25 protein-coding genes are annotated in these 23,346 nt (G+C 68.4%); 10 read left to right on the plus strand and 15 right to left on the minus strand.

Features of this window, described 5'->3' with window-relative positions; genetic code table 11:
- The 3 genes from Q7P21_RS09110 to Q7P21_RS09120 form a co-directional block, all read right to left on the minus strand.
- On the minus strand, window positions 1–1,345 hold a 1,345-nt coding region (locus Q7P21_RS09110), incomplete at its 3' end, for an NAD(P)/FAD-dependent oxidoreductase (protein WP_304176783.1).
- A gap of 181 nt (window positions 1,346–1,526) precedes the next feature.
- Window positions 1,527–3,101, minus strand: a complete 1,575-nt coding sequence (gene serA / locus Q7P21_RS09115) for a phosphoglycerate dehydrogenase (protein WP_304176786.1) — start codon at window positions 3,099–3,101, stop codon at window positions 1,527–1,529.
- A gap of 125 nt (window positions 3,102–3,226) precedes the next feature.
- Entirely contained in the window at window positions 3,227–4,396 is a 1,170-nt protein-coding gene (locus tag Q7P21_RS09120; RefSeq protein WP_304168934.1) for a phosphoserine transaminase, read from the minus strand.
- Window positions 4,397–4,604: 208 nt separating this feature from the next.
- On the opposite strand from Q7P21_RS09120, the gene Q7P21_RS09125 reads away from it, so the two are divergent.
- Entirely contained in the window at window positions 4,605–5,504 is a 900-nt protein-coding gene (locus Q7P21_RS09125) for a DMT family transporter (RefSeq protein WP_304168936.1), read from the plus strand.
- 1 nt (window position 5,505) lies between these two features.
- Here Q7P21_RS09125 and Q7P21_RS09130 read toward each other — a convergent pair whose 3' ends face one another.
- Window positions 5,506–5,931, minus strand: coding sequence for a hypothetical protein (locus Q7P21_RS09130; RefSeq protein WP_304168938.1), 426 nt, complete (start codon window positions 5,929–5,931; stop codon window positions 5,506–5,508).
- A 76-nt stretch (window positions 5,932–6,007) separates the two neighbouring features.
- A complete protein-coding gene (locus Q7P21_RS09135) occupies window positions 6,008–6,343 on the minus strand; it encodes a hypothetical protein (protein ID WP_304168940.1) in 336 nt (111 codons plus the stop codon).
- 238 nt (window positions 6,344–6,581) lie between these two features.
- Here Q7P21_RS09135 and Q7P21_RS09140 point away from each other — a divergent pair, with 238 nt between their 5' ends.
- On the plus strand, window positions 6,582–8,471 hold the full coding sequence (locus Q7P21_RS09140) for an ATP-binding protein (protein WP_304176788.1): 1,890 nt from the start codon (window positions 6,582–6,584) through the stop codon (window positions 8,469–8,471).
- A 113-nt stretch (window positions 8,472–8,584) separates the two neighbouring features.
- Window positions 8,585–9,043 (plus strand): hypothetical protein, encoded by a 459-nt coding sequence (locus Q7P21_RS09145; RefSeq protein WP_304169003.1) that lies wholly within the window; start codon window positions 8,585–8,587, stop codon window positions 9,041–9,043.
- A 42-nt stretch (window positions 9,044–9,085) separates the two neighbouring features.
- Here Q7P21_RS09145 and Q7P21_RS09150 read toward each other — a convergent pair whose 3' ends face one another.
- The gene (locus Q7P21_RS09150) at window positions 9,086–9,655 is read right to left on the minus strand and encodes a nucleotidyltransferase family protein (RefSeq protein WP_304169005.1); all 570 of its coding nucleotides are present in this window, start codon (window positions 9,653–9,655) and stop codon (window positions 9,086–9,088) included.
- Window positions 9,652–10,467, minus strand: coding sequence for a bifunctional hydroxymethylpyrimidine kinase/phosphomethylpyrimidine kinase (gene thiD, locus Q7P21_RS09155; RefSeq protein WP_304176790.1), 816 nt, complete (start codon window positions 10,465–10,467; stop codon window positions 9,652–9,654). The genes Q7P21_RS09150 and thiD overlap by 4 nt, the downstream gene beginning before the upstream one ends.
- Before the next feature lie 75 nt (window positions 10,468–10,542).
- On the opposite strand from thiD, the gene Q7P21_RS09160 reads away from it, so the two are divergent.
- The 3 genes from Q7P21_RS09160 to Q7P21_RS09170 are packed head-to-tail and all read left to right on the plus strand — an operon-like array spanning window position 10,543 to window position 11,991.
- A complete protein-coding gene (locus Q7P21_RS09160) occupies window positions 10,543–10,980 on the plus strand; it encodes a MarR family winged helix-turn-helix transcriptional regulator (RefSeq protein ID WP_304176792.1) in 438 nt (145 codons plus the stop codon).
- Window positions 10,977–11,213 carry a hypothetical protein gene (locus Q7P21_RS09165; protein WP_304169010.1) on the plus strand — a complete coding sequence of 79 codons (237 nt, stop codon included), beginning with the start codon at window positions 10,977–10,979 and terminating at the stop codon, window positions 11,211–11,213. Before Q7P21_RS09160 ends, Q7P21_RS09165 begins: the two co-directional genes overlap by 4 nt.
- 28 nt (window positions 11,214–11,241) lie before the next feature.
- On the plus strand, window positions 11,242–11,991 hold the full coding sequence (locus Q7P21_RS09170; protein WP_304169012.1) for an SDR family oxidoreductase: 750 nt from the start codon (window positions 11,242–11,244) through the stop codon (window positions 11,989–11,991).
- On the opposite strand, the gene folP is transcribed toward Q7P21_RS09170, so the two are convergent.
- Entirely contained in the window at window positions 11,992–12,807 is an 816-nt protein-coding gene (gene folP, locus Q7P21_RS09175) for a dihydropteroate synthase (protein ID WP_304176795.1), read from the minus strand.
- A 165-nt stretch (window positions 12,808–12,972) separates the two neighbouring features.
- Between folP and Q7P21_RS09180 the strand changes: the two genes are divergently transcribed.
- Entirely contained in the window at window positions 12,973–13,173 is a 201-nt protein-coding gene (locus Q7P21_RS09180; protein WP_304169016.1) for a hypothetical protein, read from the plus strand.
- 23 nt (window positions 13,174–13,196) lie between these two features.
- On the opposite strand, the gene ftsH is transcribed toward Q7P21_RS09180, so the two are convergent.
- On the minus strand, window positions 13,197–15,080 hold the full coding sequence (gene ftsH / locus Q7P21_RS09185; RefSeq protein ID WP_304169018.1) for an ATP-dependent zinc metalloprotease FtsH: 1,884 nt from the start codon (window positions 15,078–15,080) through the stop codon (window positions 13,197–13,199).
- A 196-nt stretch (window positions 15,081–15,276) separates the two neighbouring features.
- Window positions 15,277–15,510: a 30S ribosomal protein S21 gene (gene rpsU / locus Q7P21_RS09190; protein WP_091735317.1), complete on the minus strand. Its 234-nt coding sequence runs from the start codon at window positions 15,508–15,510 to the stop codon at window positions 15,277–15,279.
- A 187-nt stretch (window positions 15,511–15,697) separates the two neighbouring features.
- On the opposite strand from rpsU, the gene Q7P21_RS09195 reads away from it, so the two are divergent.
- Together Q7P21_RS09195 and Q7P21_RS09200 are read left to right on the plus strand one after the other, a co-directional pair.
- Window positions 15,698–16,366, plus strand: a complete 669-nt coding sequence (locus tag Q7P21_RS09195) for a COQ9 family protein (RefSeq protein ID WP_304176797.1) — start codon at window positions 15,698–15,700, stop codon at window positions 16,364–16,366.
- Between the two features lie 75 nt (window positions 16,367–16,441).
- The gene (locus Q7P21_RS09200) at window positions 16,442–17,299 is read left to right on the plus strand and encodes a crotonase/enoyl-CoA hydratase family protein (RefSeq protein ID WP_304176799.1); all 858 of its coding nucleotides are present in this window, start codon (window positions 16,442–16,444) and stop codon (window positions 17,297–17,299) included.
- Window positions 17,300–17,464: 165 nt separating this feature from the next.
- On the opposite strand, the gene Q7P21_RS09205 is transcribed toward Q7P21_RS09200, so the two are convergent.
- The 4 genes from Q7P21_RS09205 to Q7P21_RS09220 form a co-directional block, all read right to left on the minus strand.
- On the minus strand, window positions 17,465–18,676 hold the full coding sequence (locus Q7P21_RS09205) for a pentapeptide repeat-containing protein (protein ID WP_304169024.1): 1,212 nt from the start codon (window positions 18,674–18,676) through the stop codon (window positions 17,465–17,467).
- Window positions 18,677–18,781: 105 nt separating this feature from the next.
- Complete coding sequence (locus Q7P21_RS09210; protein ID WP_304169026.1) at window positions 18,782–19,738, minus strand: magnesium transporter CorA family protein; 957 nt, start codon at window positions 19,736–19,738, stop codon at window positions 18,782–18,784.
- 59 nt (window positions 19,739–19,797) lie between these two features.
- Complete coding sequence (locus Q7P21_RS09215) at window positions 19,798–20,478, minus strand: CHAP domain-containing protein (protein WP_304169029.1); 681 nt, start codon at window positions 20,476–20,478, stop codon at window positions 19,798–19,800.
- A 67-nt stretch (window positions 20,479–20,545) separates the two neighbouring features.
- The gene (locus Q7P21_RS09220; RefSeq protein ID WP_304176801.1) at window positions 20,546–21,652 is read right to left on the minus strand and encodes an acyltransferase; all 1,107 of its coding nucleotides are present in this window, start codon (window positions 21,650–21,652) and stop codon (window positions 20,546–20,548) included.
- Window positions 21,653–21,793: 141 nt separating this feature from the next.
- Between Q7P21_RS09220 and Q7P21_RS09225 the strand changes: the two genes are divergently transcribed.
- Complete coding sequence (locus tag Q7P21_RS09225; protein WP_304176804.1) at window positions 21,794–22,582, plus strand: TerC family protein; 789 nt, start codon at window positions 21,794–21,796, stop codon at window positions 22,580–22,582.
- A 50-nt stretch (window positions 22,583–22,632) separates the two neighbouring features.
- On the opposite strand, the gene Q7P21_RS09230 is transcribed toward Q7P21_RS09225, so the two are convergent.
- Window positions 22,633–23,346: ABC-F family ATP-binding cassette domain-containing protein (locus tag Q7P21_RS09230; RefSeq protein WP_304176807.1), on the minus strand; the 714-nt coding region annotated here is incomplete at its 5' end.

The following is a 23,346-nucleotide window of genomic DNA, read 5'->3' on the forward strand; positions in this document are numbered from 1 at the left end:
TCCAGGTGGACAGCGGCATGTCCTTGTCCTGCGGCCGCAGGGCGACCTCGACCTTCTTGGCGCCCTTGCCGGCCATGTGCTTGAGCATCCGGCAGACGAAGTCGCCGATCAGGTCGGCGCGCAGGGTCCAGCTGGCGCGGAAATAGCCGAACACCCAGACCATGTTGGGCACGCCGGTGAACATCATGCCGCGATAGGTGACGGTGTCGCCGAACACCAAAGGCTTGCCGTCGACCACGAAGTCGATGTCGCCCAGCACATTGAGGTTGAAGCCGGTGGCCGAGACGATGATGTCGGCCTCCAGCTCCTGGCCCGACTTCAGCAGAATGCCCTTCGGGGTGAAGCGGACGATCTCGTCGGTGACCACCGAGGCCTTGCCGGCGATCACGCCCTGGAACAGGTCGCCATCCGGCACGAAGGCGATGCGCTGGCGCCAGGGCCGATAGCTGGGGCTGAAGTGCTTCTCGACCATGTCTTCCGGCAGGAAGGCGCGGACCCCGGCCAGCAGCTCGGCCCGGACCGCGTCGGGATGCTCGACCGCCAGCTTGGTGAAGGCGTCCTGGTCGAACAATCGCTTACGGCGGACGATCTCATGCACCCAGGTCTCGTCGATCTGCAGCTGGCGCAGGGTGTCGGCCAGCTCATCGGCGTTCTTGCCCGGCACGAAATAGGTCGGCGAGCGCTGCAGCAGGGTGACGTGGTCGACATCGCCGGCGATGGCCGGGACCAGGGTCGCGGCGGTCGCGCCCGAGCCGATGACGATGACCTTCTTGCCCTTATAGGCCAGGTCCTCCGGCCATTCCTGCGGATGGACGATCTGGCCCTTGAAGTCGGCCATGCCCTCCCATTGCGGCGTGTAGCCCTTCTGCTGGCGGTAATAGCCCTGGCACATCCACAGGAAGCCGGCGGTGAAATGGACGGTCTCGCCGGTGTCCTTGCGGACCGCCTCCAGGGTCCAGAGGTTGTCTTTGCTCGACCATTCGGCGTGGGTGATGGTGTGGCTGTAGCGGATGTGGCGCGACAGATCGTTCTCTTCGATCACCTCGCCCATGTACTTCAAGATCTCCTCGGCGCTGGCGATCGGCGCGCTGGTCCAGGGCTTGAAGCGGTAGCCGAAGGTGTAGAGGTCGCTGTCGGAGCGGATGCCGGGATAGCGGTGCGACCACCAGGTGCCGCCGAAATTGTCCAGCTGCTCCAGCACCACGAAGCTCTTGTCCGGGCATTGCTGCTGCAGGTGATAGGCGCCGCCGACGCCGGAAATGCCCGCGCCGACGATCAGGACGTCGAAGTGCTCGGTCTTGGCGGGCGAGCGGGTCGGCTCACGGACTTTGGTCTCGGTGCTCATGGCGGCTTCCTGGTTTTTCCTCGTCGCGAAGTTTTGAGGCCCCGCGTTCGGCCTTCCTTGATCAGGATCAAGATAAGTAAACATTGATCACTTATCGCCGCAAGGCAAGCCACCCAAACGAAAAACCCCGCCGCTCCGGTCGGAGCGACGGGGTTTCAGGCGTCAGGTCGGCTCAGCGAATTCAGAAGCGCAGGGTGCGCGCTTCCTTGACGTGGGGCAGGGCGCGGATGCGGGTGACCAGGGCGTCGGTCGGGTCCTGGTCGACGCCGACCAGGGCGATGGCGTCCTCGCCGGCCGAGACGCGGCCGAGGTTGAAGGTGGCGATATTGACCTGGGCGTCGGCCAGCAGCGCGCCCAGCGAGCCGATGAAACCGGGCTTATCGAGATTGTTCACATAGAGCATGACGGTCCCGAACGGGGCGTCCAGGTCCATGCCCTTGACCTCGATGATGCGCGGCGTGCCGGCCATGACCGAACCGGCGAAGCTGCGCTTGCCCATGGCCGTGGTGACGGTGATCCGCACCAGGCTTTCATAGATGGGGCTGTCGTCCTGCTTGGATTCGGAGACGGTGATGCCGCGCTCCTTGGCCACGGCCGGGGCCGAGACCATGTTGATCTCCGCCAGCATGGGCCGCATGACGCCGGCCAGGGCCGCCGCCGTGAGCGGCCGGGTGTTCAGCTTGGCGACCTCGCCCTCATAGGCGATGTCGACGGCCTTGACCTCGACATCGACCATCTGGCCGGCGAAGGCCCCGAGCCGCTCGGCCAGGGCCACGAAGGGCTTCAGCTTCGGCGCCTCGTCGGCGGTGACCGAGGGGCTGTTCAGCGCATTGGTCACCGCGCCGGTCAGCAGATAGTCGCTCATCTGCTCGGCGACCTGCAGGGCCACGTTCTCCTGGGCCTCGACGGTCGAGGCGCCCAGGTGCGGGGTGGCGATGAAGTTCTCGGCCCCGAACAGCACATTGTCCTTGGCCGGCTCTTCCACGAACACGTCGAAGCCCGCGCCGCCGATATGGCCGTCGTCCAGCCCCTTGCGCAGGGCGGCTTCGTCCACCAGCCCGCCCCGGGCGCAGTTGATGATCAGCACGCCCTTCTTGGTCTTGGCCAGGTTCTCGGCCGACAGGATGTTGCGGGTCTTGTCGGTCAAGGGCGTGTGCAGGGTGATGACATCGGCCCGGGCCAGCAGGTCGTCCAGATCGACCTTCTCGACCCCGATCTCCACGGCGCGCTCGGCCGACAGGAAGGGGTCATAGGCCACGACCTTCATCTTCAGGCCGTTGGCGCGGTCGGCGACGATGGAGCCGATATTGCCGGCCCCGATCAGGCCCAGCGTCTTGGCGTAGAGCTCCACGCCCATGAAGCGGTTCTTCTCCCACTTGCCGGCCTGGGTCGACACGTCGGCGGCGGGCAGCTGGCGGGCCAGGGCGAACATCATGGCGATGGCGTGCTCGGCGGTGGTGATCGAATTGCCGAACGGGGTGTTCATCACCACGATCCCGCGCGAGGTGGCGGCGGGGATGTCGACATTGTCGACGCCGATGCCGGCCCGGCCGATGACCTTGAGGTTGGCGGCGGCGGCCAGCACATCCTTGTCGGCCTTGGTGGCCGAGCGGACGGCCAGGCCGTCATAGTCGCCGATGATCTTGAGCAGCTCGTCCTTGGTCAGGCCGGTCTTCACGTCGGCGTCGACGCCGCGCTGCTTGAAGATGTCGATGGCGGCGGGGGAGAGTTTGTCAGCGATGAGTACGCGGGGCATGGGTGAGTTCCGCTCATAAGCCCCTCCCCCTTGCGGGGAGGGGTTGGGGTGGGGGTGCAAGCGGGGAGAGGCGGTGTTTCACCCCCCTCCCAACCCTCCCCCGCAAGGGGGGAGGGCCAAGGGCGTCAGGCCGGCTGAAGCGCGGCGGCCGTGGTGGCGAAGGCCCAGTCGAGCCAGGGGGTCAGGGCCTCGAGATCCGAGGTCTCCACCGTGGCGCCACACCAGATCCGCAGACCGGGAGGGGCGTCGCGATAGCCGCCGACGTCGAGGGCCACGCCCTCCTTCTCGAGCGCCGAGGCCAGCTTCTTGGCGAAGTCGGCCTGGGCGTCGTCGGAGAGGCCGGTGACCCGCGGGTCGACCACCTTCAGGCACACCGAGGTGTTGGAGCGGCAGGCCGGATCGGCGGCCAGGAACTCGACCCAGCCGGTCTTGGCGACCCACTCGGCCAGGGCGCCCAGATTGGCGTCGGCGCGGCGCTGCATCTCGGCCAGGCCGCCGATCGAGGCCGCCCACTTCAGCGCGTCCACCGCGTCTTCCACACAGAGCATGGAGGGGGTGTTGATGGTGGCGCCTTCGAAGATGTCGAGGCTGACCTTTCCGGACTTGGTCATCCGGAACAGCTTGGGCATCGGCCAGGCCGGGGTGTGGCTCTCCAGCCGGGCGACGGCGCGGGGCGACAGGATCAGCACGCCATGGGCGGCCTCGCCGCCAAGCGCCTTCTGCCAGGAGAAGGTCACCACATCGAGCTTGGCCCAGTCGAGAGCTTGCGCGAAGGCCGCCGAGGTGGCGTCACAGATGGTGATGCCTTCGCGGTCGGCGGAGATGAAATCGGCGTTGGGGACGCGGACGCCCGAGGTGGTGCCGTTCCAGGTGAAGATCAGGTCGGCGTCAGGGCGGACCTTGGTCAGGTCGGGCAACTCGCCATAGGGGGCGTCGAGCACCTCGGCCGGCAGCTTCAGCTGCTTGACCACGTCGGTGACCCAATCCTTGCCGAAGCTTTCGAAGGCCAGCATCTGGATCGGCTTGGGACCCAGCATCGACCACAGGGCCATCTCGACGGCGCCGGTGTCGGAGCCGGGGGTGATGCCGATCAGGAAGTCGTCGGGAACCTCCAGCACCTCGCGGGTGCGGGTGATCGCTTCCTGAATGCGCGCCTTGCCCAGCTTGGAGCGGTGCGAGCGTCCGAGGACGGCGTTCTGGAGAACCTGGGGGTTCCATCCGGGCCGCTTGGCGCAGGGGCCGGAGGAAAATTCGGGGCGCGCCGGGCGCATGGCCGGCGTTGGCAAGGTCGTCATAGCGATGTCTCCCATCCTTACAGATGAGCAGCGCCCCGTTGGGGGGGCGTGGCCCGCCGGCGAAAAACTCCGGATTCGCCCAGGACGCAAGTGAAACTTTTCCGGCGGCGACCCGGCGGGCAATTGATCGCAGGCGCACGTCACGGGGGTTGGCGCGGCGCGCCAGCCGTGGTTCAGCCTGTTTCCGCACTGGAGCCAGAGCCCGAGAATGACCCGCCCGCGTCCGACCGACTGGCTTGTGCTCGCCGCCCTGGTCGTCACCTGGGGCTCGGCCTTCGCCCTGCTGAAAATCGCCGTGGCCCATATCGCCCCGCTGTGGAGCACGGCGATCCGGCTGTGGGTCGCCGTCACGGTCCTGGGCCTGGTGCTGTTGATCCGTCGCGAGCCCCTGCCGCATCCCAGCCACCGGGCCTGGCGGTTCTATCTGGTCAACGGCCTGGTCGGCATGGCCGCGCCCTTCGCCCTGTTCGCGCTCGCCGCCGCCCGGATTCCATCGGCGCTCAACTCCATGTGCAATGGCGCGACCCCGATCTTCACGGCGGTCATGGCCCATGTCCTGGTGGCCGGCGAGCAGATGAACGCCCGCAAGAGCGCCGGGGTCGGGCTGGGCTTTCTGGGTCTGCTGGTGCTGGTGGGCCCCAAGCTCACCGGCGGCATGAGCCTGGAGGCCTCGGGTCTGCTGATGGCCCTGGCCGCCGCCGCGCTCTATGCGGTCTCCAACATCGTCACCAAGCAGACCCCGGCCGTCTCGCCGGCGGTGGGGGCCTGGATGATGTGCCTGGCCGGGGCGGTGTTCGCCACCGTGATCGCGGTGGCCGCAGGTGCGCCGCTCAGCTGGCCGCCGTTTGGCGCGGCCCTGGCCGTGGTGCTGCACGGGACCTTCCCGACGGCGCTCGCCACCATCGGCTGGGTCTATCTGATCCAGCGTCGCGGCACCCTGTTCACCTCGATGGCGGTCTATGTGGCGCCGCTCTGGGCGACCGGGGTGGGCATGCTGTTCCTGGACGAGCAGCCCGGCTGGACGGCCTTCGCGGCCCTGGCCCTGATCCTCGGCGGGGTGGCGCTGGCCACCCTGCAGCCGAGGCCGAAATCCCCGGCGGCGGTCTGAGCTAGATCTCGCGGCGGCCGATCCCGCGCCAGGTCACGACCACCCCGGCCAGGATCACCGCCAGCACGCCCCAGCTGACCAGATTGTTGACGATCTTGAAGAGCATGTCGAACTCCCGCCCGGTCACATAATAGAAGGCGTGGAGCGAGAACTGCACCGCCTGGAGCAGCATGGCGCCGCCCAGCCACAGGCTGGTGAAGCGGATCGCCAGGCCCAGGAACACCAGCCCCAGGAAGCCGTCCAGGAACAGCAGGCCCGGGGCGAGGTCGGTGGCGGGGACCCAGCGCTGCAGGATGAACACCAGCAGGGCGACCAGCAGGTTCGAGCCCGCGCCAAAGCGCTCGGGCCATCCGCCCTTCATCCAGGCGAACAGCGCGACGCCTGCGATGCAGAGCAAGAGAAAGTGGTGAAAGTACCAGCCGGTCATGGAAAGCGCCCCTAACTCGCATTAGGGGCGCCAAACCAGTTAAACTATTGCAACCCGCTTTGGGTCCGGTCGGGTTTTAGCCGACGTCCCGCATCGTGGTGGTCTGCGGCGCGTTGAGCAGGAACTTTTCCAGCTCGCCCGCCATCTTGGTGCGGATGCCGAGGCGCAGCTTGGCTTCGCCGAGCTGGCTGTGCACGCCGACCATGGCGGTGCGCGCTTCGCTGAGGGCGCGAATGGCGTCCATCAGCTTCACCTGAACGTCGTCAGCGAACACCATCGGGGCGTTCACATCCTTACGGGCCTTCAGAAGATCGGCCATCAGCTCGGTGGCCTCAACCATCGCCTGATCCACGGCCGCTTCGGTCGTGAACAGCTTGGTCGCCACGCGTTGCGCAACAAACGCCTTTTCCATCGGGGACACCCCTCCACCTGTGAATGAACTCACGAGGGAAAAGGTAAACCAGAGGTTAAGAGCGGTCCAGGCAATTAACGAGTCGTTAACCGCGACATCTGCGCGCGCAAGTTGCGCGTGGCGAAGACGACACGGTTTCGCTCAAAAGGCGATCATCATTCATCCCTGAGGCGATCCACGGAAGCGAAGCGTTAGGAGTATTGGGCTAAATCCCAGCTTCGTCCGGAACTTGAGCGCTATGACCCAACAGCTCAGAACGACCGCCGCGCCGCATACGGCCTCGTTCCATGCTCGCGTGGCGGGCGCCGCCCTGATCACCGCGCTGGTCGTGCTCGCCGCCGCCTGCGCGACCTTCATGCTGCAGCAATGGGCGGTGGCCCGCGAGCAGAGTCACTCCGCTCAGGTGGCGCTCTCCGAGATCACCGCCGCCGCCGTGGCCAATGATCTGGCGGCCCATGACGCCGCCGCCGCCGCCCCCGCCCTGGCCGCCCTGGTCAAGGCCGAGCGGGTGACCGACGCCCAGCTGATCGACGCCAACGGCCGGATCCTGGCCGCCTATCGTCGCCCTGGCGACACGCCGCGCGAACTGGACGTCATCCACACCGAGGTGACCTTGAAGGGCCTGCGGGTCGGCGAGCTGGTGCTGACGGCGCGCGCGCCCAGCTTCAGCGCCATGGCGCCGCAATTCATCGCCCTGACCGGCGCCCTGTTCTTCGCCGGCGTCGGCGTGGCCCTGTTCCTGGGGCGCGGCCTCGCCCACCGGATCATCGCCCCGGTGCAGCGCCTGTCCGAAGCCATGGGCGAAGTGGCGGCGGGCGGCGAGTTTCAGCCGGTCGTCGTCGAGGCCCAGGACGCCCTGTTCCGCAGCCTCACCGACAGCTTCAACCATCTGCTCTGCCGGCTGGGAGAGCGCGACCGCGCCCTGAAGGCCAGCCTGGTCGACCTGACCGAGGCCCGCGACGCCGCCAACGCCGCCAATGTGCTGAAGTCCCAGTTCCTGGCCAATATGAGCCACGAGATCCGCACGCCGCTGAACGGCGTGCTGGCCATGGCCGAGGTCATGTCCATGGGCGAGCTCGCCCCGGTGCAGCGCGACCGGCTGGACGTGATCCGCCAGTCCGGCAGCCTGTTGCTGGCGGTGCTGAACGACGTGCTCGACCTCTCCAAGATCGAGGCCGGCAAGCTCACCCTGCTGGTCGATGACTTCGATCTGCAGGCCGCGCTCGGCCCGACGGCCGACAGCTTCAAGCTGCTGGCCGAGCAGAAGGGCCTCGACTTCCAGGTCCAGTTCACCGACCAGGCCCTCGGCGCCTGGCGCGGCGACGCCGACCGTCTACGCCAGGTGGTGGGCAATCTGCTGTCCAACGCCGTGAAGTTCACCCAGGCCGGCGCGGTCAGCGCGGTGTTCGACGCCGCGCCGGAGACTGACGCCCTGCGCCTGACCGTGCGCGACACCGGGGTCGGCATCGCGGCCGAAAAGCAGCTCCATCTGTTCGAGAAGTTCGTCCAGGCCGACAATTCCGCGACCCGCCGGTTCGGCGGCACGGGCCTGGGCCTGGCCATCTGCCGCGAGCTGACCCAGATGATGGGCGGCGTGATCCAGGTGGAAAGCGTCGAGGGCCGGGGCTCGACCTTCCGCATCGAACTGCCCCTGGAGCGCGGCGAGGCCGCCGCCGTCTCCAGCTCTGCGGCGATCCCCCAGGAAGAGGCGCCGGAAGGCGCCCTGCGCCTGCTCGCCGCCGAGGACAACCCCACCAACCAGCAGGTGCTGGCCGCCGTCATGGGCTCGCTGGGCCTGGAGGTCGACATCGTCCCCGACGGCCAGGCGGCCTTCGAGGCCTGGCGCGACGGGGCCTATGACCTGATCCTGATGGATATCCAGATGCCGGTGATGGACGGCATCGATTCCGCCCGCGCCATCCGCGCCGCCGAGCTGGAAGCCGGCCGCCGCCGCACGCCGATCGTGGCCCTGACCGCCAACGCCCTGTCCCACCAGGTGCAGGAATATCTGGCCGCCGGCATGGACGGCCATGTCGCCAAGCCGATCGAGATCGCCAAGCTCTATGAAGCGATCAGCCGCGCCCTGACCGACGCCGCCCAGAACCCGGCCGTCACCGCTGCGGCCTGACGGCCAAACCTGAACCTCAGACAACGAACGGCTCAGGTCAGCGTCAGGCGCCGGGTCGCAATCTCCGCTCAACGTCGTCCAACCGGACGGCTCAGAGATCCAAGGAGATCGAGATGAAAAAGGTTCTGCTCTCGCTCATTGCGGCCACCGCTCTGGCCGCCGCGGTCACCCCCGCCGCCGCCCAGTCCTGGGATCACGGCCCGGGTCCCGGCCCCGCCCCGGGTGGCTATGGCGCCGGCCCCGGCTATGGCGGCGGTCCCGACTATGGTCGCGGCGGCGGCGGCGATCGCCCGATCATGCGCGGCGACAACCTTGAGGCCCGCATCAATATGGGCGTCCGCAGCGGCCAGCTGAGCTGGCGCGAGGCCCGCATGCTCCGCGACCAGCTGCGCTACGCCGAGCGCATGGCCTATCGCTATCGCGCCGACGGCGTGGTGACCCGCTGGGAACAGGCCGACCTCGACCGCCGCTTCGACGCCGTCTCGGCCCGCCTGCGCTTCGAGCGCCACGACAATGAATATGGCTATGGCTACGGCGATCGCGGCGACGACCGCGGCGGCTGGCGCCACTAAGATCCCGGCCGGCGGGGGCGCGTCGCTCAGCGTCCCCGCCGGCTAACCCTCGAGGATCGTCAGTTCCGGCCAGCGGGCCTGGGCCGCCAGGGCGGTGCGCAGGAAGCCTGAGGTCTTGCGGGTCGGGTTGGGCCGCAGGCGCAGGGCGAAGATGTCCTCCAGCCCGAACGGCGCGACGATGCGCATCCGGCCGTCGGCCTCCAGCCGCGCGCCCACCCCGAAGGTCGGGCTGGTGAAGCGGGTCAGGGCCTCGGCGCTGTCGGCCAGGGGCTCATAGGGCTCGCCGAACTTGGCCTCGAACCACAGATGCACCCGGGCCTGGTTGCGCACCTCGACCATCTCGCGCAACGGCGGCGCGAAGGCGGCGGCCACCCGCTGGATGACCCGATCCTCCGCCTCATAGGAGACGTCCGAGCCGTCGTGATAGCCGAGGTCATAGTCCTTGATCCCATAGTCGGGATCGCGGCCGGTCAGGTGGTTCAGGGCCCGCTGATAGATGGCGCCGGAGAAGATCAGCCAGTCGGGCAGGTCCAAGGCCCGGGCGGTCTCCATCACCTGCATCAGGCTGGGCGCCGCGCGCAGAATATCTTCCAGCCGTCGTTCCAGCCTCATGCCTTGCCCCTCAGCGGCCAGCCGTGATCCAGCGGCCCGTGGCCGGCCCCGAAGCCCGGGGCCTGGCGCAGGGCCTCGCCGACATAGGCCCAGGCCCGGGCGACCGCCGCCTCCAGGGTCAGGCCCTGGGCCAGGCCCGCCGCGCAGGCCGAGGCCAGGGTGCAGCCCGTGCCATGGGTGTGGCGGCTGTCGATCCGCGCGCCCTCGAACCTGGTCTCGCCGCCCTGGGTCATCAGCACATCGACCACCGCAGCACCGGCCACGTGGCCGCCCTTCATCAGCACCGCCCGCGCGCCCAGCGCCAGCAGCGCCTCGCCGGCCCGGCGCAGGTCGTCCGTGGTCTCCACCGCCCGGCCGGTCAGGGCGGCGGCCTCCGGGGCGTTGGGGGTCAGCAGCGCCGCGCGCGGGATCAACAGGGCCTTCACCGCGCCCACGGCGCCCGCGTCCAGCAGCGAGGCCCCGCCCTTGGCCACCATCACCGGGTCGATCACCGCACGCGCGGGGGAGGTGTCCAGGATGCGGGCCACGGCCTCGACCATGGCGACATCGCCCAGCATGCCGGTCTTGATGGCGTCGGCGCCGATATCGTCCAGCACGGCGCGGGCCTGGGCCTCGACGATATCGACCGGGATCGGATGGACGCCGGTGACGCCCAGGCTGTTCTGCACCGTCACCGCCGTGATCGCCGTGGCCGCATAGCCGCCCAGCGCCGTCACGGTCTTGATATCGGCCTGGATTCCCGCCCCGCCACCGGAGTCGGAGCCCGCGAGAATCAGGACGCGCCCGAGGAAGGGGGCTGGAAAATGGCTCATATCCGCCGATAGCCCGGCGCGATGCGAAATGCATCGGGATTTACGAAGCTTTCCACCGCCTTCAGCATGGCGGCCATGGAGACCTCGACCTTCGCCCGCCGGTTCGAACAGGCCTATCGCGACCTCTATCTGCGCGCCGTGCGCCGGGTGCGCGACAAGCGCGAGCGGCTGACGGCCGAGACCACCGCCTTCCTTTTGCATCTGGCTGAGGCCGGGCCCATGGGCCTGACCGAGCTCGCCCGCCACATGGGCCGCGCCCAGTCGACCACCAGCGAGATGGTCGAGCACCTGGTCGCCAAGGCCCTGCTGGCCCGCGAACCCGACCCGGCCGACGCCCGACGCTCCCTGATCTGGCTCACGGCCGAGGGCCGCGACGACCTGGCCGAAGCCCTGCAAGTGCTGGACGAGCCCCGCCTGGCCCGCGCCGCCGAGGGCCTGACCCCGGCCGAGCGCGCCGACCTCACCCGCCTGATGGACCGCCTCAACACCCTTCTGAAGGAGCAGACCCCATGACCCACACTTGCGAAAGCTGCGGCATGCCGATCGAGACCGGCCGCTATTGCGCCTATTGCGTCGACGCGAGCGGCGCCCTGCAGGACTTCGACACCCGCTTCGGCCGCATGGTCGACTGGCAGCTGCGCGAACGGGGCGGCGAACGGGCCGCCGCCGAGGCCGCGACCCTGGCCTATATGGCCACCCTGCCGGCCTGGAAGGATCATCCGAGGGTCAAGGCCGGGCTGGCCTGAGGCCCGGTGGGGCTGATAGCCTCCGCCCATGAACGGCACAGACAAGATCGCCCTCGTCACCGGCGCGGGCTCCGGCATCGGTCGCGCCAGCGCCCAGGCGCTCGCCAAGGCCGGATGGCGTGTGGCCCTGGTCGGGCGGCGCGCCGAGGCCCTGGCGGCGACGGCGGCGACGGACCCCGACCGCCTGGTTCCCTTTCCCGGGGACGTCGCCGACCCGGAGGCGGTCAGGGCGGTCTTCGCGGCGACCGAGGCCCGGTTCGGCCGGCTCGACCTGGTGTTCAACAACGCCGGGACCGGCGCCCCGCCCGTGCCCTTCGAGGACCTGGATCTCGCCGCCTGGCGCCGGGTGGTGGATGTGAACCTCACCGGCGCCTTCCTCTGCGCCCAGGCCGCGTTCCGGATCATGAAGGCCCAGGATCCCAAGGGCGGGCGGATCATCAACAATGGCTCGATCTCGGCCCACGCGCCCCGCCCGCGCTCGGCGGCCTACACCGCGACCAAGCACGCCATCACCGGCCTGACCCGGTCCCTGTCCCTGGACGGCCGGGTCCATGACATCGCCTGCGGCCAGATCGACATTGGCAACGCCGCCACCGAGATGACCCAGAGGATGAGCCAGGGCGTGCCCCAGGCTGATGGGACCATGGCCGCAGAACCGGTGATGGACGTCCAGGCCGTGGCCGATGCGATCGTCTACATGGCCGGCCTGCCGCTGGCGGCCAATGTGCAGTTCATGACGGTGATGGCCACCAAGATGCCGTTCATCGGCCGCGGCTGATCAACGGGCCTGCGCCAGGGCCCGGGCGAGGGCCAGGGCCTGGACGGTCTCGACCACGTCATGCACCCGCACGGCGGCGACGCCGGCCTGGGCGCCCGCCAGGGCTGCAGCCAGCGACCCGCCCAGGCGATCGGCGGCCGACGCGGCGCGGGGATCCAACGCCTTGAGGAAGCTCTTGCGGCTGGCCCCCAGCAGCACCGGAAAGCCCAGGGCGACCAGCCGGTCCAGATGGGCCAGCAGGGTCAGGTTGTGCGCCAGGGTCTTGCCGAACCCGATGCCAGGATCGAGCCAGATGCGCGCCCGCGCCACGCCGGCGGTCATGGCCGCCTCGGCCCGCGCGACCAGGAAGGCCTCCACTTCGCCGACCGCGTCCTGGTAGACCGGCGCGGCCTGCATGGTGCGCGGCTCGCCCCGCATGTGCATCAGCACCACCTGGCATCCCAGTTCGGCGGCGACATCCGCCGCCTCCGGCGCCCAGGTCAGGGCGGTGACATCGTTCCAGATCTCCGCGCCGGCGGCGATCGCGGCGCGGGCCACCTGGGGCTTCATGGTGTCGATGCTGAGCGTCACCGGGCTTTCGGCGTGGATCGCGGCGATCAGGGGCGCAACCCTGGCGATCTCCGCCTCGGCCTCCACCGGCGCCGCGCCCGGGCGGGTGGATTCCCCGCCGATGTCGAGGATATCGGCCCCCTGGGCGACCATTCGCCTAGCCTGGGCCAGGGCAGCGGCAGGGTCCAGGAACCGGCCGCCATCCGAGAAGCTGTCGGGTGTGGCGTTGAGGATGCCCATCACCCGGACGGGGGTGCGTTCAGTCATGAAACCCACTCGACAGCTTTCTGAAATCGCACCCTAGACGGGCGCCCCACTTCGGGTAACGCTCAGCTACGCGGCAAGGACCAGGACTGTCACCAACTTGACGGCGGCGCGCCTTCTCGCGGTCACGAACCGATGCTACGCGAAACCGTCCGGGAGCCCTCTGCGGTGTTAAATCCTCTTCGCCTGCTCCGCCGCCACGAACGTCTCAAGCGCGAAGCGCTGGATGAGGCGCAGGTCCTGCGTCGCCGACACGGCGAGGCTGCAGCCGCCGCGGCCAAGGCCAAGCTCGAACGTACCGACCTCACCACCTGGCACCGCCTGGTGGTGGAGCGCGCGATCCAGATCCTCGAGAAGGAACTGGTCTAGAACCGCCGCTCTGGCCTGAGGCGTCAGGCCGGTTCGGGGTCGGCGCGCGGCGAGATCGGCACCGCCACCGAGGGGCCGATGGGCAGCTTGGCCTCAGGGTCGGCGCGGTTCGGGGCGACGCCCTTGATGACATTGATGATCTCGTCGCCGGTCAGGGTCTCATATTCGAGCAGCGCCTTGGCGAGCGTGTGCAGGTCATCCAGCTTGGTGGTCAGGATTCGACGGGCCTCATCGAAGCCGGTCTGGACCAGGGCCTTGACCTCGGCGTCGATCAGCTTGGAGGTCTCTTCCGAGACGCTCTGGGTGCGCGAGACCGAGTGGCCCAGGAACACCTCGTCCTGGTTCTCGCCGTAGGACACCACGCCCAGCTTGTCGGAGAAGCCCCACTTGGTGACCATGGCCCGGGCCAGCTTGGTCGCCTGGTCGATGTCGGAGGAGGCGCCGGAGGTGATCTTCTCCTTGCCGAAGATGATCTCCTCGGCCATGCGGCCGCCCATCAGAATGGTCAGGCGCGACGTCATCTGCTCGTAGGACATCGACAGCTGGTCCCGCTCGGGCAGCTGCATGACCATGCCCAGCGCGCGGCCACGCGGGATGATCGTGGCCTTGTGCACCGGATCGGTGGCGGGAACGTTCAGGGCCACCAGGGCGTGGCCGCCCTCGTGATAGGCGGTCAGGCGCTTCTCGTCCTCGCTCATGGCCATGGACTTGCGCTCGGCGCCCATCATGACCCGGTCCTTGGCTTCCTCGAAGTCGCGGTGCAGGACCATGCGACGGTTCTTGCGGGCCGCGGTCAGGGCCGCCTCATTGACCAGATTGGCCAGGTCGGCGCCCGAGAAGCCCGGGGTGCCGCGCGCGATGGTGCGCACGTCGACGTCCGAAGCCAGGGGCACATTCTTCATGTGGACGCGCAGGATGCGCTCGCGGCCGCCCACGTCGGGATTCGGCACCACGACCTGACGGTCGAAACGGCCGGGACGCAGCAGGGCCGGGTCGAGCACGTCGGGACGGTTGGTCGAGGCGATGACGATGATCGCCTCATTGGGATCGAAACCGTCCATCTCGACCAGCAGCTGGTTCAGGGTCTGCTCGCGCTCGTCATTGCCGCCGCCCAGGCCGGCGCCGCGATGGCGGCCGACCGCGTCGATCTCGTCGATGAAGATGATGCAGGGGCTGTTCTTCTTGGCCTGTTCGAACATGTCGCGCACACGGCTGGCGCCGACGCCGACGAACATCTCCACGAAGTCGGAGCCCGAGATGTAGAAGAACGGCACACCGGCCTCGCCGGCCACGGCGCGGCCCAGCAGGGTCTTGCCGGTGCCGGGGGGCCCGACCATCAGGGCGCCCTTGGGGATCTTGCCGCCCAGGCGCTGGTATTTCTGCGGGTCTTTCAGGAAGTCGACGATCTCGGTCAGCTCTTCCTTGGCCTCATCGACGCCGGCCACGTCGTCAAAGGTCACTCGGTTCTTGTTCTCGGTGAGCATGCGGGCCTTGGACTTGCCAAAGCCCATGGCGCCCCGGGCGCCGCCCTGCATCTGGCGCATGAAGAAGATCCACACCCCGATCAGCAGCAGGATCGGCAGGGACTGGACGATGAAGCCCACCAGGGTGAAACCGCCGGGCTGCTTGACGTTGATGTCCGCGCCCTGGCTTTCCAGCCGCTTGACCAGGTCATCCTGGTTGTTGGGGGTCACCGTGCCAAAGGTCTTGCCGGCGCCATCCGTGACCACGACCCGCGATCCGGAGATCTCGGCCTTCTTCACGTCGCCCGCGCCCACCTTGTTGAGCAGCTGGGAATAGGTGATCTCGCTGAGGTTCGCTGTGCGCGTGCCCCCGGCCATCATGCTGTACAGGCCGATCAGGACGACGACGACGACGCCCCAGATAGCAAGATTACGCAGGTTCATGATCGTTCAAACCGTCTCGGAAATGTCCGCCGAAGACTCAGATAGGTGGGTCGGCGAAGGTCCACCAGCAAGGCCCATGCCGCGCGACGTGAAATCGCGGCGCCGCGGCGGGGAAAAGTTCAGTCTTCAGACCATAGCAAAAAGGCCGCGCGATGTCCGCGCGGCCTTTCCGAACTTGGTCTCGAAAGCCTGAGGATCAGCGCGCGGGCTTCTTCGGCGCGGCGATCAGGCCTTCACGCTGGGCGCGCTTGCGGGCCAGCTTGCGGGCGCGACGGACAGCTTCGGCCTTTTGACGGGCGCGCTTTTCCGACGGCTTTTCGTAATGCACGTGCCGCTTCATCTCGCGGAACGAGCCCTCACGCTGCATCTTCTTCTTCAGCGCCTTGAGGGCCTGATCGACGTTGTTGTCGCGGACGAAAATCTGAACCAGAGGTCTCTCTCCTGTCACCCGTTCCCGCTCGGCCTACCTTTGTGGGGCGGCGGCGAACGGACAATAGTCTGTATAATTGCGAATAACCCGCAGGTCGCCCTGCCGGGTTTGAGCGCGGCGAGATAGCAGATGCTTAAGCCCATGTCCACGGCGGACAGACGGCTTAAGCCGTTCTAATATGGGCTTCATGACCGACGCCCTCGCCCCCGACCGTCCCGCCCAGGCCGCTTCCCGACCCGATTGGGCCGGCGAGACCGAGCAGCAGGTCCTGGACCAGGCCCTGGGACTGGCGCCGGCCCAGGGTTGGACCTGGCCCATGACCCGGGCCGCCGGCCGTGCGGCGGGCCTCTCAGGCCCCGAGACCGAGCTTCTGCTGCCCCACGGGCCCCGCGACCTCGCCGCCCTGCTGTCGCGCCGCCATGACGCCGCCGCCCTCGCCGCCCTGCCCGATCCGGCGGGCTTGAAGATCCGCGAGCGCATCCGCCGCGCCGTCCTGGCCCGCCTCGACGCCGCCTGCGCTGACGAGGCGGCCACCCGGCGCTGGAGCGGCTATCTGTCCCTGCCGCTGAACCTGCCGCTCGCCCTGTCGCTCCTGTGGGATAGCGCCGACGGCCTGTGGCGCTGGGCTGGCGATATCGCGACGGATGAGAACCACTATTCCAAGCGCGCCATCCTCTCCGGCATCCTAGCCGGCGCCCTGGCGCTTCGCCTGCACGCCAGCCCCGCCGAGGCCGAGGCCTTCCTCGACGCCCGCATCGACAACGTCATGGCCTTCGAAAAGTGGAAGGCCGGCCTCTCCACCCACGACGTCATGGGCGAGGTCGCCCGGGCCCTGGGCAAGATGCGCTATCGGTAGGGGCGGCCAAGCCCCCTTCCCTTTCCCCCCGTCACCGGCGGAGAATGCCCCTCAAACCATAGGGGAGAGACCGCCATGAGCGCCGCCGACACGACCTGGACCTGCTTCAACGTCACGATCGAGGACGGGGTGGCCCACATCCAGCTCAAGCGTCCCGAGGCCATGAACTCGATGATCCGCGAGTTCTGGAACGAACTGCCGGCCATCGTGAAGGACATCGACGACAACGCCCGGGCCCGGGCCATCGTCATCTCCTCGACCGGCAAGCACTTCTGCGCCGGCATGGACCTGGCGGTGTTTGGTGGCGGCGGCTCGACCTCCACCCACCAGACGACCGACCGCTGGCTCAACGCCGAGGCCCAGCGCCACCACATATTGTGGCTGCAGAACTGCTTCGGCTGCCTGGACGAGGCCCGCGTGCCGGTGATCGCCGCGATCCAGGGCGGCTGCATCGGCGGCGCCGTCGACATGACCAGCGCCTGCGACATCCGCTACGCCTCGGCCGACGCCTTCTTCTGCATCCAGGAGATCAATATCGGCATGACCGCCGACGTCGGCACCTTCCCGCGCCTGTGCAAGATCATCCCCGAGGGCTGGGTCCGCGAGATGGCCTATACGGGCCGCCGCATGCCGGCGCTGAAGGCCAAGGAGATCGGCTGGGTCAACGAGGTGCTGGCGACCCACGAGGAGTGCGTGGCCCATGCGCTGGCCACCGCCCGTGAGATCGCCGGCAAGGCGCCGCTGGCCGTCACCGGCTCCAAGGTGATGATCAACTACGCCCGCGACCACACCATCAAGGACGGGCTGGACTATATCGCCGTCTGGCAGACCGGCATGTTCGCGGGCCCGCACATGGGCGAGGCCTTCAAGGCCAAGGCCGAGAAGCGCGATCCGGTCTTCCAGGACCTGCAGCCCCTGCGCCACGAGATGTGAGGGCGAAGCTCCTCCCCCAGCGCGCAGCGCGGCTTGGGAGAGGTGGCCCGGAGGGCCGGAGGGGGCCGCTGCGATAGCAGCGGATCCGACCGTCGCCTTTGTCCGCCCCTTCGGGTCGGCCCCCTCAGCCGCTGCGCGGCAGCTCCCCCAGCGGGGAACAGCTATTTAGACCTCCAGCTCGGCGCCCTTCAGGTCGCAGCCGCGCAGCTTGACGCCGTACATGTCGGCGCCCAGGAACCGCACCCTCTGGGCGTGGGCGCCGGTGAGATCGGTCTGGCGCAGCTTGGACCGGGAGAGGTCGGTGCGCACCAGCCGGCCTTCGCCGATGGCCAGCGGGCCGAGCCTGGCCTCGCTGAGATTGGCGCGGCTGAGGTCGGCCTCGATGAGCTTGGCCCCGCGCAGGTCCGCGCCCTTGAGATTGACCCCGCGCAGGTCGGCGCCATTGAGGTCGGCGCCCTGCAGCTGGGCGCCGGACAGGTCCATGCCGAAGAACACCGCGCCGGGCGCGACCAGGCCGGTCAGCCGACGGCGACGCAGCTGGCCCAGGACCCGGAAATCGACGTCGGGCAGCCTGCCGATCTTCCCCTTGGCGCCCCCGCTGTCGCAATAGGCCTCGTGCTCGGCCAGCACGTCGGGCAGGGGCCGGTCGTCGACGAAGATCGCCCGGGGCGGCGCGCGCAGCACGCCCGTGGTGTCGGCGCCCTGCAGATTGGCGAAGCCGAGATCGACCTTGACCAGGATCGCCCGCTTCAGGGAGGCGCCCGAGAAGTCGGCCCCGCCCACCGCCGCGCCGGTCAGGTCGGCGCCGTCCAGCAGGGCGCTGATCAGCCGGGCCCCGCCCAGCCGCGCCCCGGACAGATTGGCGTCGGAGAGGTCGGCGGGCTTGGGACCGCCCATGGTCTGGATATTGACCATCCGGGCGCCGGCCACCACGGCGATCTGGCTCTCATGGGCCTTGGCGTCATGCGACAGCACCTGGAACCCGTCGACCCGATCCTGCAGGGCGATCAGCCCCTCGCGCAGGTCGCAGGCCTCGAGATTGGCGTTGGTCAGGTTGGAGCCGCGCAGGCAGACGCCGCGCAGATCGGCCTGGTGCAGATTGGCCTCGCGCAGGTCGGTGTCGCGCAGGTCGGCGCCGAAGAAGGTGGCGCGGGCCAGGTCGGCGCCCCGCAGGGAGGCCTCGTTCAGCCGGGCGCCCGAGAAGTCGGCCTCGCGCAGGTCGACCCCATCCAGCTGCCGATTGGTGAGGTCCACATAGGACAGCTGGGCGCGACGCCCCCCGCTGCGGCCCGCCAGATAGCGACGGTGGGCCTCCACGATCGCCCGCAGGGCGTCGGTCTCAAGCGTGCGGAAGAGGCGGGCGGCAGAGGACGACATGCGGGGAGATATCCAATGCCGAACAGGTTCCCCCAACGCGCTTAAGGAAGAATTGCGACGTCCGGTCGCAGGCCGGATTTTGCCCGCGTCAGGAGAGTGCGGCGCTCAGAACCAGCCGCGCCGCTTGAACCACAGGGCCGGCCCCAGGCCCGACACCACCATCAGCCCCAGCGCCATGGGATAGCCGAGCTTCCAGGACAGCTCCGGCATGTGGACGAAGTTCATGCCGTAGATCGCCCCCACCAGGGTCGGCGGCATCAGGATCACCGTCGCCAGCGAGAACACCTTCATGATGTTGTTCTGCTCGATGTTGATCAGGCCCAGCGCTGCATCCAGCAGGAACGAGATGTGGGTGCCGAGATGGCCGGAGTGCTCGGTGAGCGACTGCACGTCGTGCTGGATGGAATGCAGGTGGGCCTTGCGGGCCGGCGCCTCGCCGATCTCATCGGCCAGCATGGCGAAGCTGGCCAGCCGCCCCAGGCTGATCAGGCTGATCTGGGCCATGGCGGTGATCGACTGGGTGCGCGACAGGCCGGTCAGCAGCGGCTCGAAGGCCGCGCCGCGCGGCCGGTCGAAGATGGCGTTGGACGAGGCCTGCACCCGCGCCGAGCCGCGCTCCAGCACCGAGGCCAGGCGCTCGACCACCGCTTCCAGCAGGCCCATCAGGGCCTCGCCGCCACAGGTCGGCTTGCCGTTCTGGAGGGCGGACTGGGCGAAGGCCTCGAAGGCCTTCAGATGGTCATAGCGGATCGTGACCAGCAGCTCGCCGGTCAGGACGAAGGTGACCGGCGTGGCGGCGGGATGCTCGCCATCGCTGCGGGCCAGCAGCGAGGCGGTGAGGAAGGTCGCCCCGCCCTCCTGGTAGAGCCGGCTGGAGGGCTCGATCTGAGCCATTTCCTCGCGGGTCGGCAGGTCGAGGCCCAGCGCCTGCTCGACCGCCAGCTCTTCCTCGCGGGAGGGCGACTCCAGGTCGATCCACAGGGCGTCGGCGGGGGGCGCCCAGTCCGGCGCGACCGCGATGGTTTCGAGGCGCGAGGCGCCCTGGCGCAACAGATGCAGCATGAATGTCTCCGCGCTCCCTCATGCGAGGGGTCGGGCCGCAGGTCAACGCGAAGCGTCGATCAGTGCTGGTCGTTGGCCGGCTGGGACAGGGCCGCCTGGATCAGGGCCGCGATCCGGTCGGTGGAATCGGCCGCCTGGCTCAGCATGGCCATGGGACCGGCGCCGGGACGCACGGTGGACACCACCTGGGTGGCTGCGCTCTGGGCCATGGCGATGGCGGCGTTGCCGGCGGCGTTGAAGCCGGAATTGGCCATCCGCGTCGCATTGGCGTCCTGATAGATGAAGCCGTAGGTCGGATAGGTGGTCGAGCCGAGATCGCGAACCGGATCGTACCAGACCTTGACCGTCGACCAGTCGCCCATGGGCGAGACGTCGATGACGGTGACGTCCTTCTCGATCTGCCCGCGGGTCCCGCCGATGCGCGACCAGTTGGCGTGGGTGATCTGGATCACCCGGTCGGTGAGCACCTGGGTGACCACGGCCACGTGGCCGAGGGTCATCTTGCCGGTGGGCTTGAAGCAGAGCACCGCGCCGGCCTTGGGCGCGAAGCCGGTGTCATAGTGACCGGCGGCCTGCTTCCACCAGGTGTAGGCGTCGCCGAAGATCTGGATGCCGGACATCAGGCGCGCGAAGGGCACGCACTGCCAATAGGTGTCGGCGACCGCTCCCGACAGGGGCGTCAGTGTCATAACCGCTATGGCGGCAAGGGAACCCAACAGGGTCCTCGTCCGTTTCAGCATGTTAGAGGAACTCCCCACGCGAACTGGCGTTAGGGATACTCATCCCGTGGGCGAATGAAAAGCGGATTTATGCCCTTGCGGCCGAAGGTCGCCGAGTCACCCACGATTCCGCGATGAGCTTCATGCGCTCCCGGGCCGGCTTCTCGATCAGATGATAAGAGATCGCGGCCAGAGGAACCACCGAAATCAAGAAAACTAACCACAACCCCAAGGGAAGTTCCTTGCTGTTAAGCTGCGCGACCCTGATGACAAGATTCGGGAATACAATCTTCCAGGGGATGCAGATCATATAGACCGAGTAGCTAATCTCACCGAGGTAGACCAAGGGTCGGGCGCTCAAAAGATCCGAGCCGGTTTGGGCCAGACGCGCCAAGAAGAAGATCACCCCGCCCAGGCCGATGACAATCGCGGCATCCGAGGCCCCGGCTGCGGCGGCCACGAGCACCCCGGCGCCTGAAAATGCGGCGCCCAGCAGGGCCTGGGTCTGATTCTCCGCCGGCCGGGCCCGCCACAGGGCATGCAGGGCGCAGCCATAGGCGAAGCACGGAACGATTCTCAGCGCGCCCCAGCGGATGGTCGCCAAGGTCAGGGGGAAACCCGCCAGGGCCTGGAAGCTGGCATAGAGGACGACGATGAAGCCCATGGCCAGGCCGACGGCGGCGAGCGGCCGGTCCTTCAGCTTCAGGGCCGCCCAGGCGAAGGCCGGGAAGCTCAGATAGGCGAACCACTCCGCCGAGATCGACCAGGAGGGATGGTTCCAGCCGGCCACGGGCGCGAAGCCCCAGGCCTGGGTCAGGGTCAGATTGGCCGGCAGGCTCGACCAGGACATGATGTTGGGATCGACGGCGATCCCGGCGAGGCCGGCGGCGCCGGCCATCAGCCCCATGGCCGCCAGGGTGGCCAGATGCAGCGGATAGACCCGGGCCAGCCGCGCCCACAGGAACGCCCCATAGCGGAACCGGCCGGTCTCGACGCTGGTCCGATAGACATGGGACAGGATGAAGCCCGACAGGATGAAGAACAGCTCCACCCCCAGATAGCCCTTGGCGACAAAGCCCGGCTCGCCATGCGCCGCCGCCCCGGCCAGGTTCGGCCAATAGTGGAACAGCACCACCCAGATGGCCGCGAAGAACCGCAGGGAGGTCAGGGGCTTGATGTTCTGGCCGTCGGTCATCGCCGTGCGCATCCGGTTCCGGCGCCAGGCGCCCGCTCTCCTGCGCACCATCACCCAGAACTCTCACCGTCCGGTTAGCGACTGGTGGCGGCGACCTCTTGCGCTACATATGAGGGTTCACGACACCGTCTGAGGACCCCCATGCCGAGCCTTATGGCCCTGATCTCCGATCCCGCCGCCTGGGCGGCGCTGATCACCCTGATCGTCATGGAGGTGGTGCTCGGCGTCGACAACCTGGTCTTCATCTCGATCCTGACCAACAAGCTGCCGCCGGAGAACCGCACCCGGGCCCGGCGCATCGGCATCAGCCTGGCCCTGGTCCTGCGGCTCGGCCTGCTCTCCACCCTGGCCTTCCTGGCCGGCCTGACCCACCCGGTGTTCGAGCTGCCCTGGAAGGGACCGATCGGCGAGAACGGCCACCCGGCCTTTGAACTGGCCTTCTCCTGGCGCGACCTGGTGCTGATCGCCGGCGGCCTGTTCCTGGTCTGGAAGGCGACCAATGAGATCCACCATTCCGTCGACACCCACGCCAGCGACGACCTGTTGGACAAGAAGGCCCCGGTGGCCCTGAACTTCGGCGCGGCCATCGTGCAGATCCTGCTGCTCGACATCGTCTTCTCGGTCGATTCCATCCTGACCGCCGTGGGCATGACCGACCACCTGCCGATCATGATGGTGGCGGTGATCGTCGCCGTCGGCCTGATGCTGGTGGCCTCCGACCCCCTGGCCAATTTCATCAACAACAATCCCAGCGTGGTGATGCTGGCGCTCGGCTTCCTGTTGATGATCGGCGCGACCCTGATCGCCGACGGCTTCGGGGTGCATGTGCCCAAGGGCTATATCTACGCCGCCATGGCCTTCTCCGGCCTGGTCGAGGGCCTGAACATGGCCTCCCGCGCCGCCGACGCGAAGAAGCGCGGCGGCCACTAGGGGCCGAAATCTGAAGCGTGAGTCCCGGCGGGTCGGAGGCGCTGACGCCGCTACCCGCCCGGGTGCAGCCCTGGCGCTTCCTGGCCGGTGCGGGCGACATATTCCAGATAGCCGCCGCCATACTGGTGGACGCCCTCAGGCGTCAGCTCCAGCACGCGGTTCGACAGGGCGGCCAGGAAATGGCGGTCGTGGGAGACGAAGAGCATGGTGCCCTCGAAGTCCGCCAGGGCTGTGACCAGCATCTCCTTGGTGGCCATGTCGAGGTGGTTGGTCGGCTCGTCGAGCACCAGCAGGTTCGGCGGATCGAACAGCATCTTGGCCATGACCAGCCGCGCCTTCTCGCCGCCGGACAGGACGCGGCAGGGCTTTTCCACATCGTCGCCTGAGAAGCCGAAGCATCCCGCCAGGTTGCGCAGCACGCCCTGACCGGCCTGGGGAAAGGAGCGCTCCAGGGACTCGAAGATCGTCTCCTCGCCCTCCAGCAGGTCCATGGCGTGCTGGGCGAAATAGCCCATCCTGACGCTGGCCCCGATGCTGACCACGCCCTGGTCGGGCGCGGCGTCGCCGGCCACCAGCTTCAACAGCGTCGACTTGCCGGCCCCATTGGCGCCCAGCACGCACCAGCGTTCCTTGCGGCGCACCAGGAAATCGAAGCCGTCATAGATCCGCTGCGCGCCATAGCCCTTGTGGACGTCGCGCAGGCTGATCACGTCCTCGCCCGAGCGCGGCGGGCTCTTGAACTCGAACTGCACCGTCTGGCGCCG

The sequence above is a fragment of the Phenylobacterium aquaticum genome, assembly GCF_947378715.1.
Lineage (GTDB): Bacteria > Pseudomonadota > Alphaproteobacteria > Caulobacterales > Caulobacteraceae > Phenylobacterium > Phenylobacterium aquaticum_A.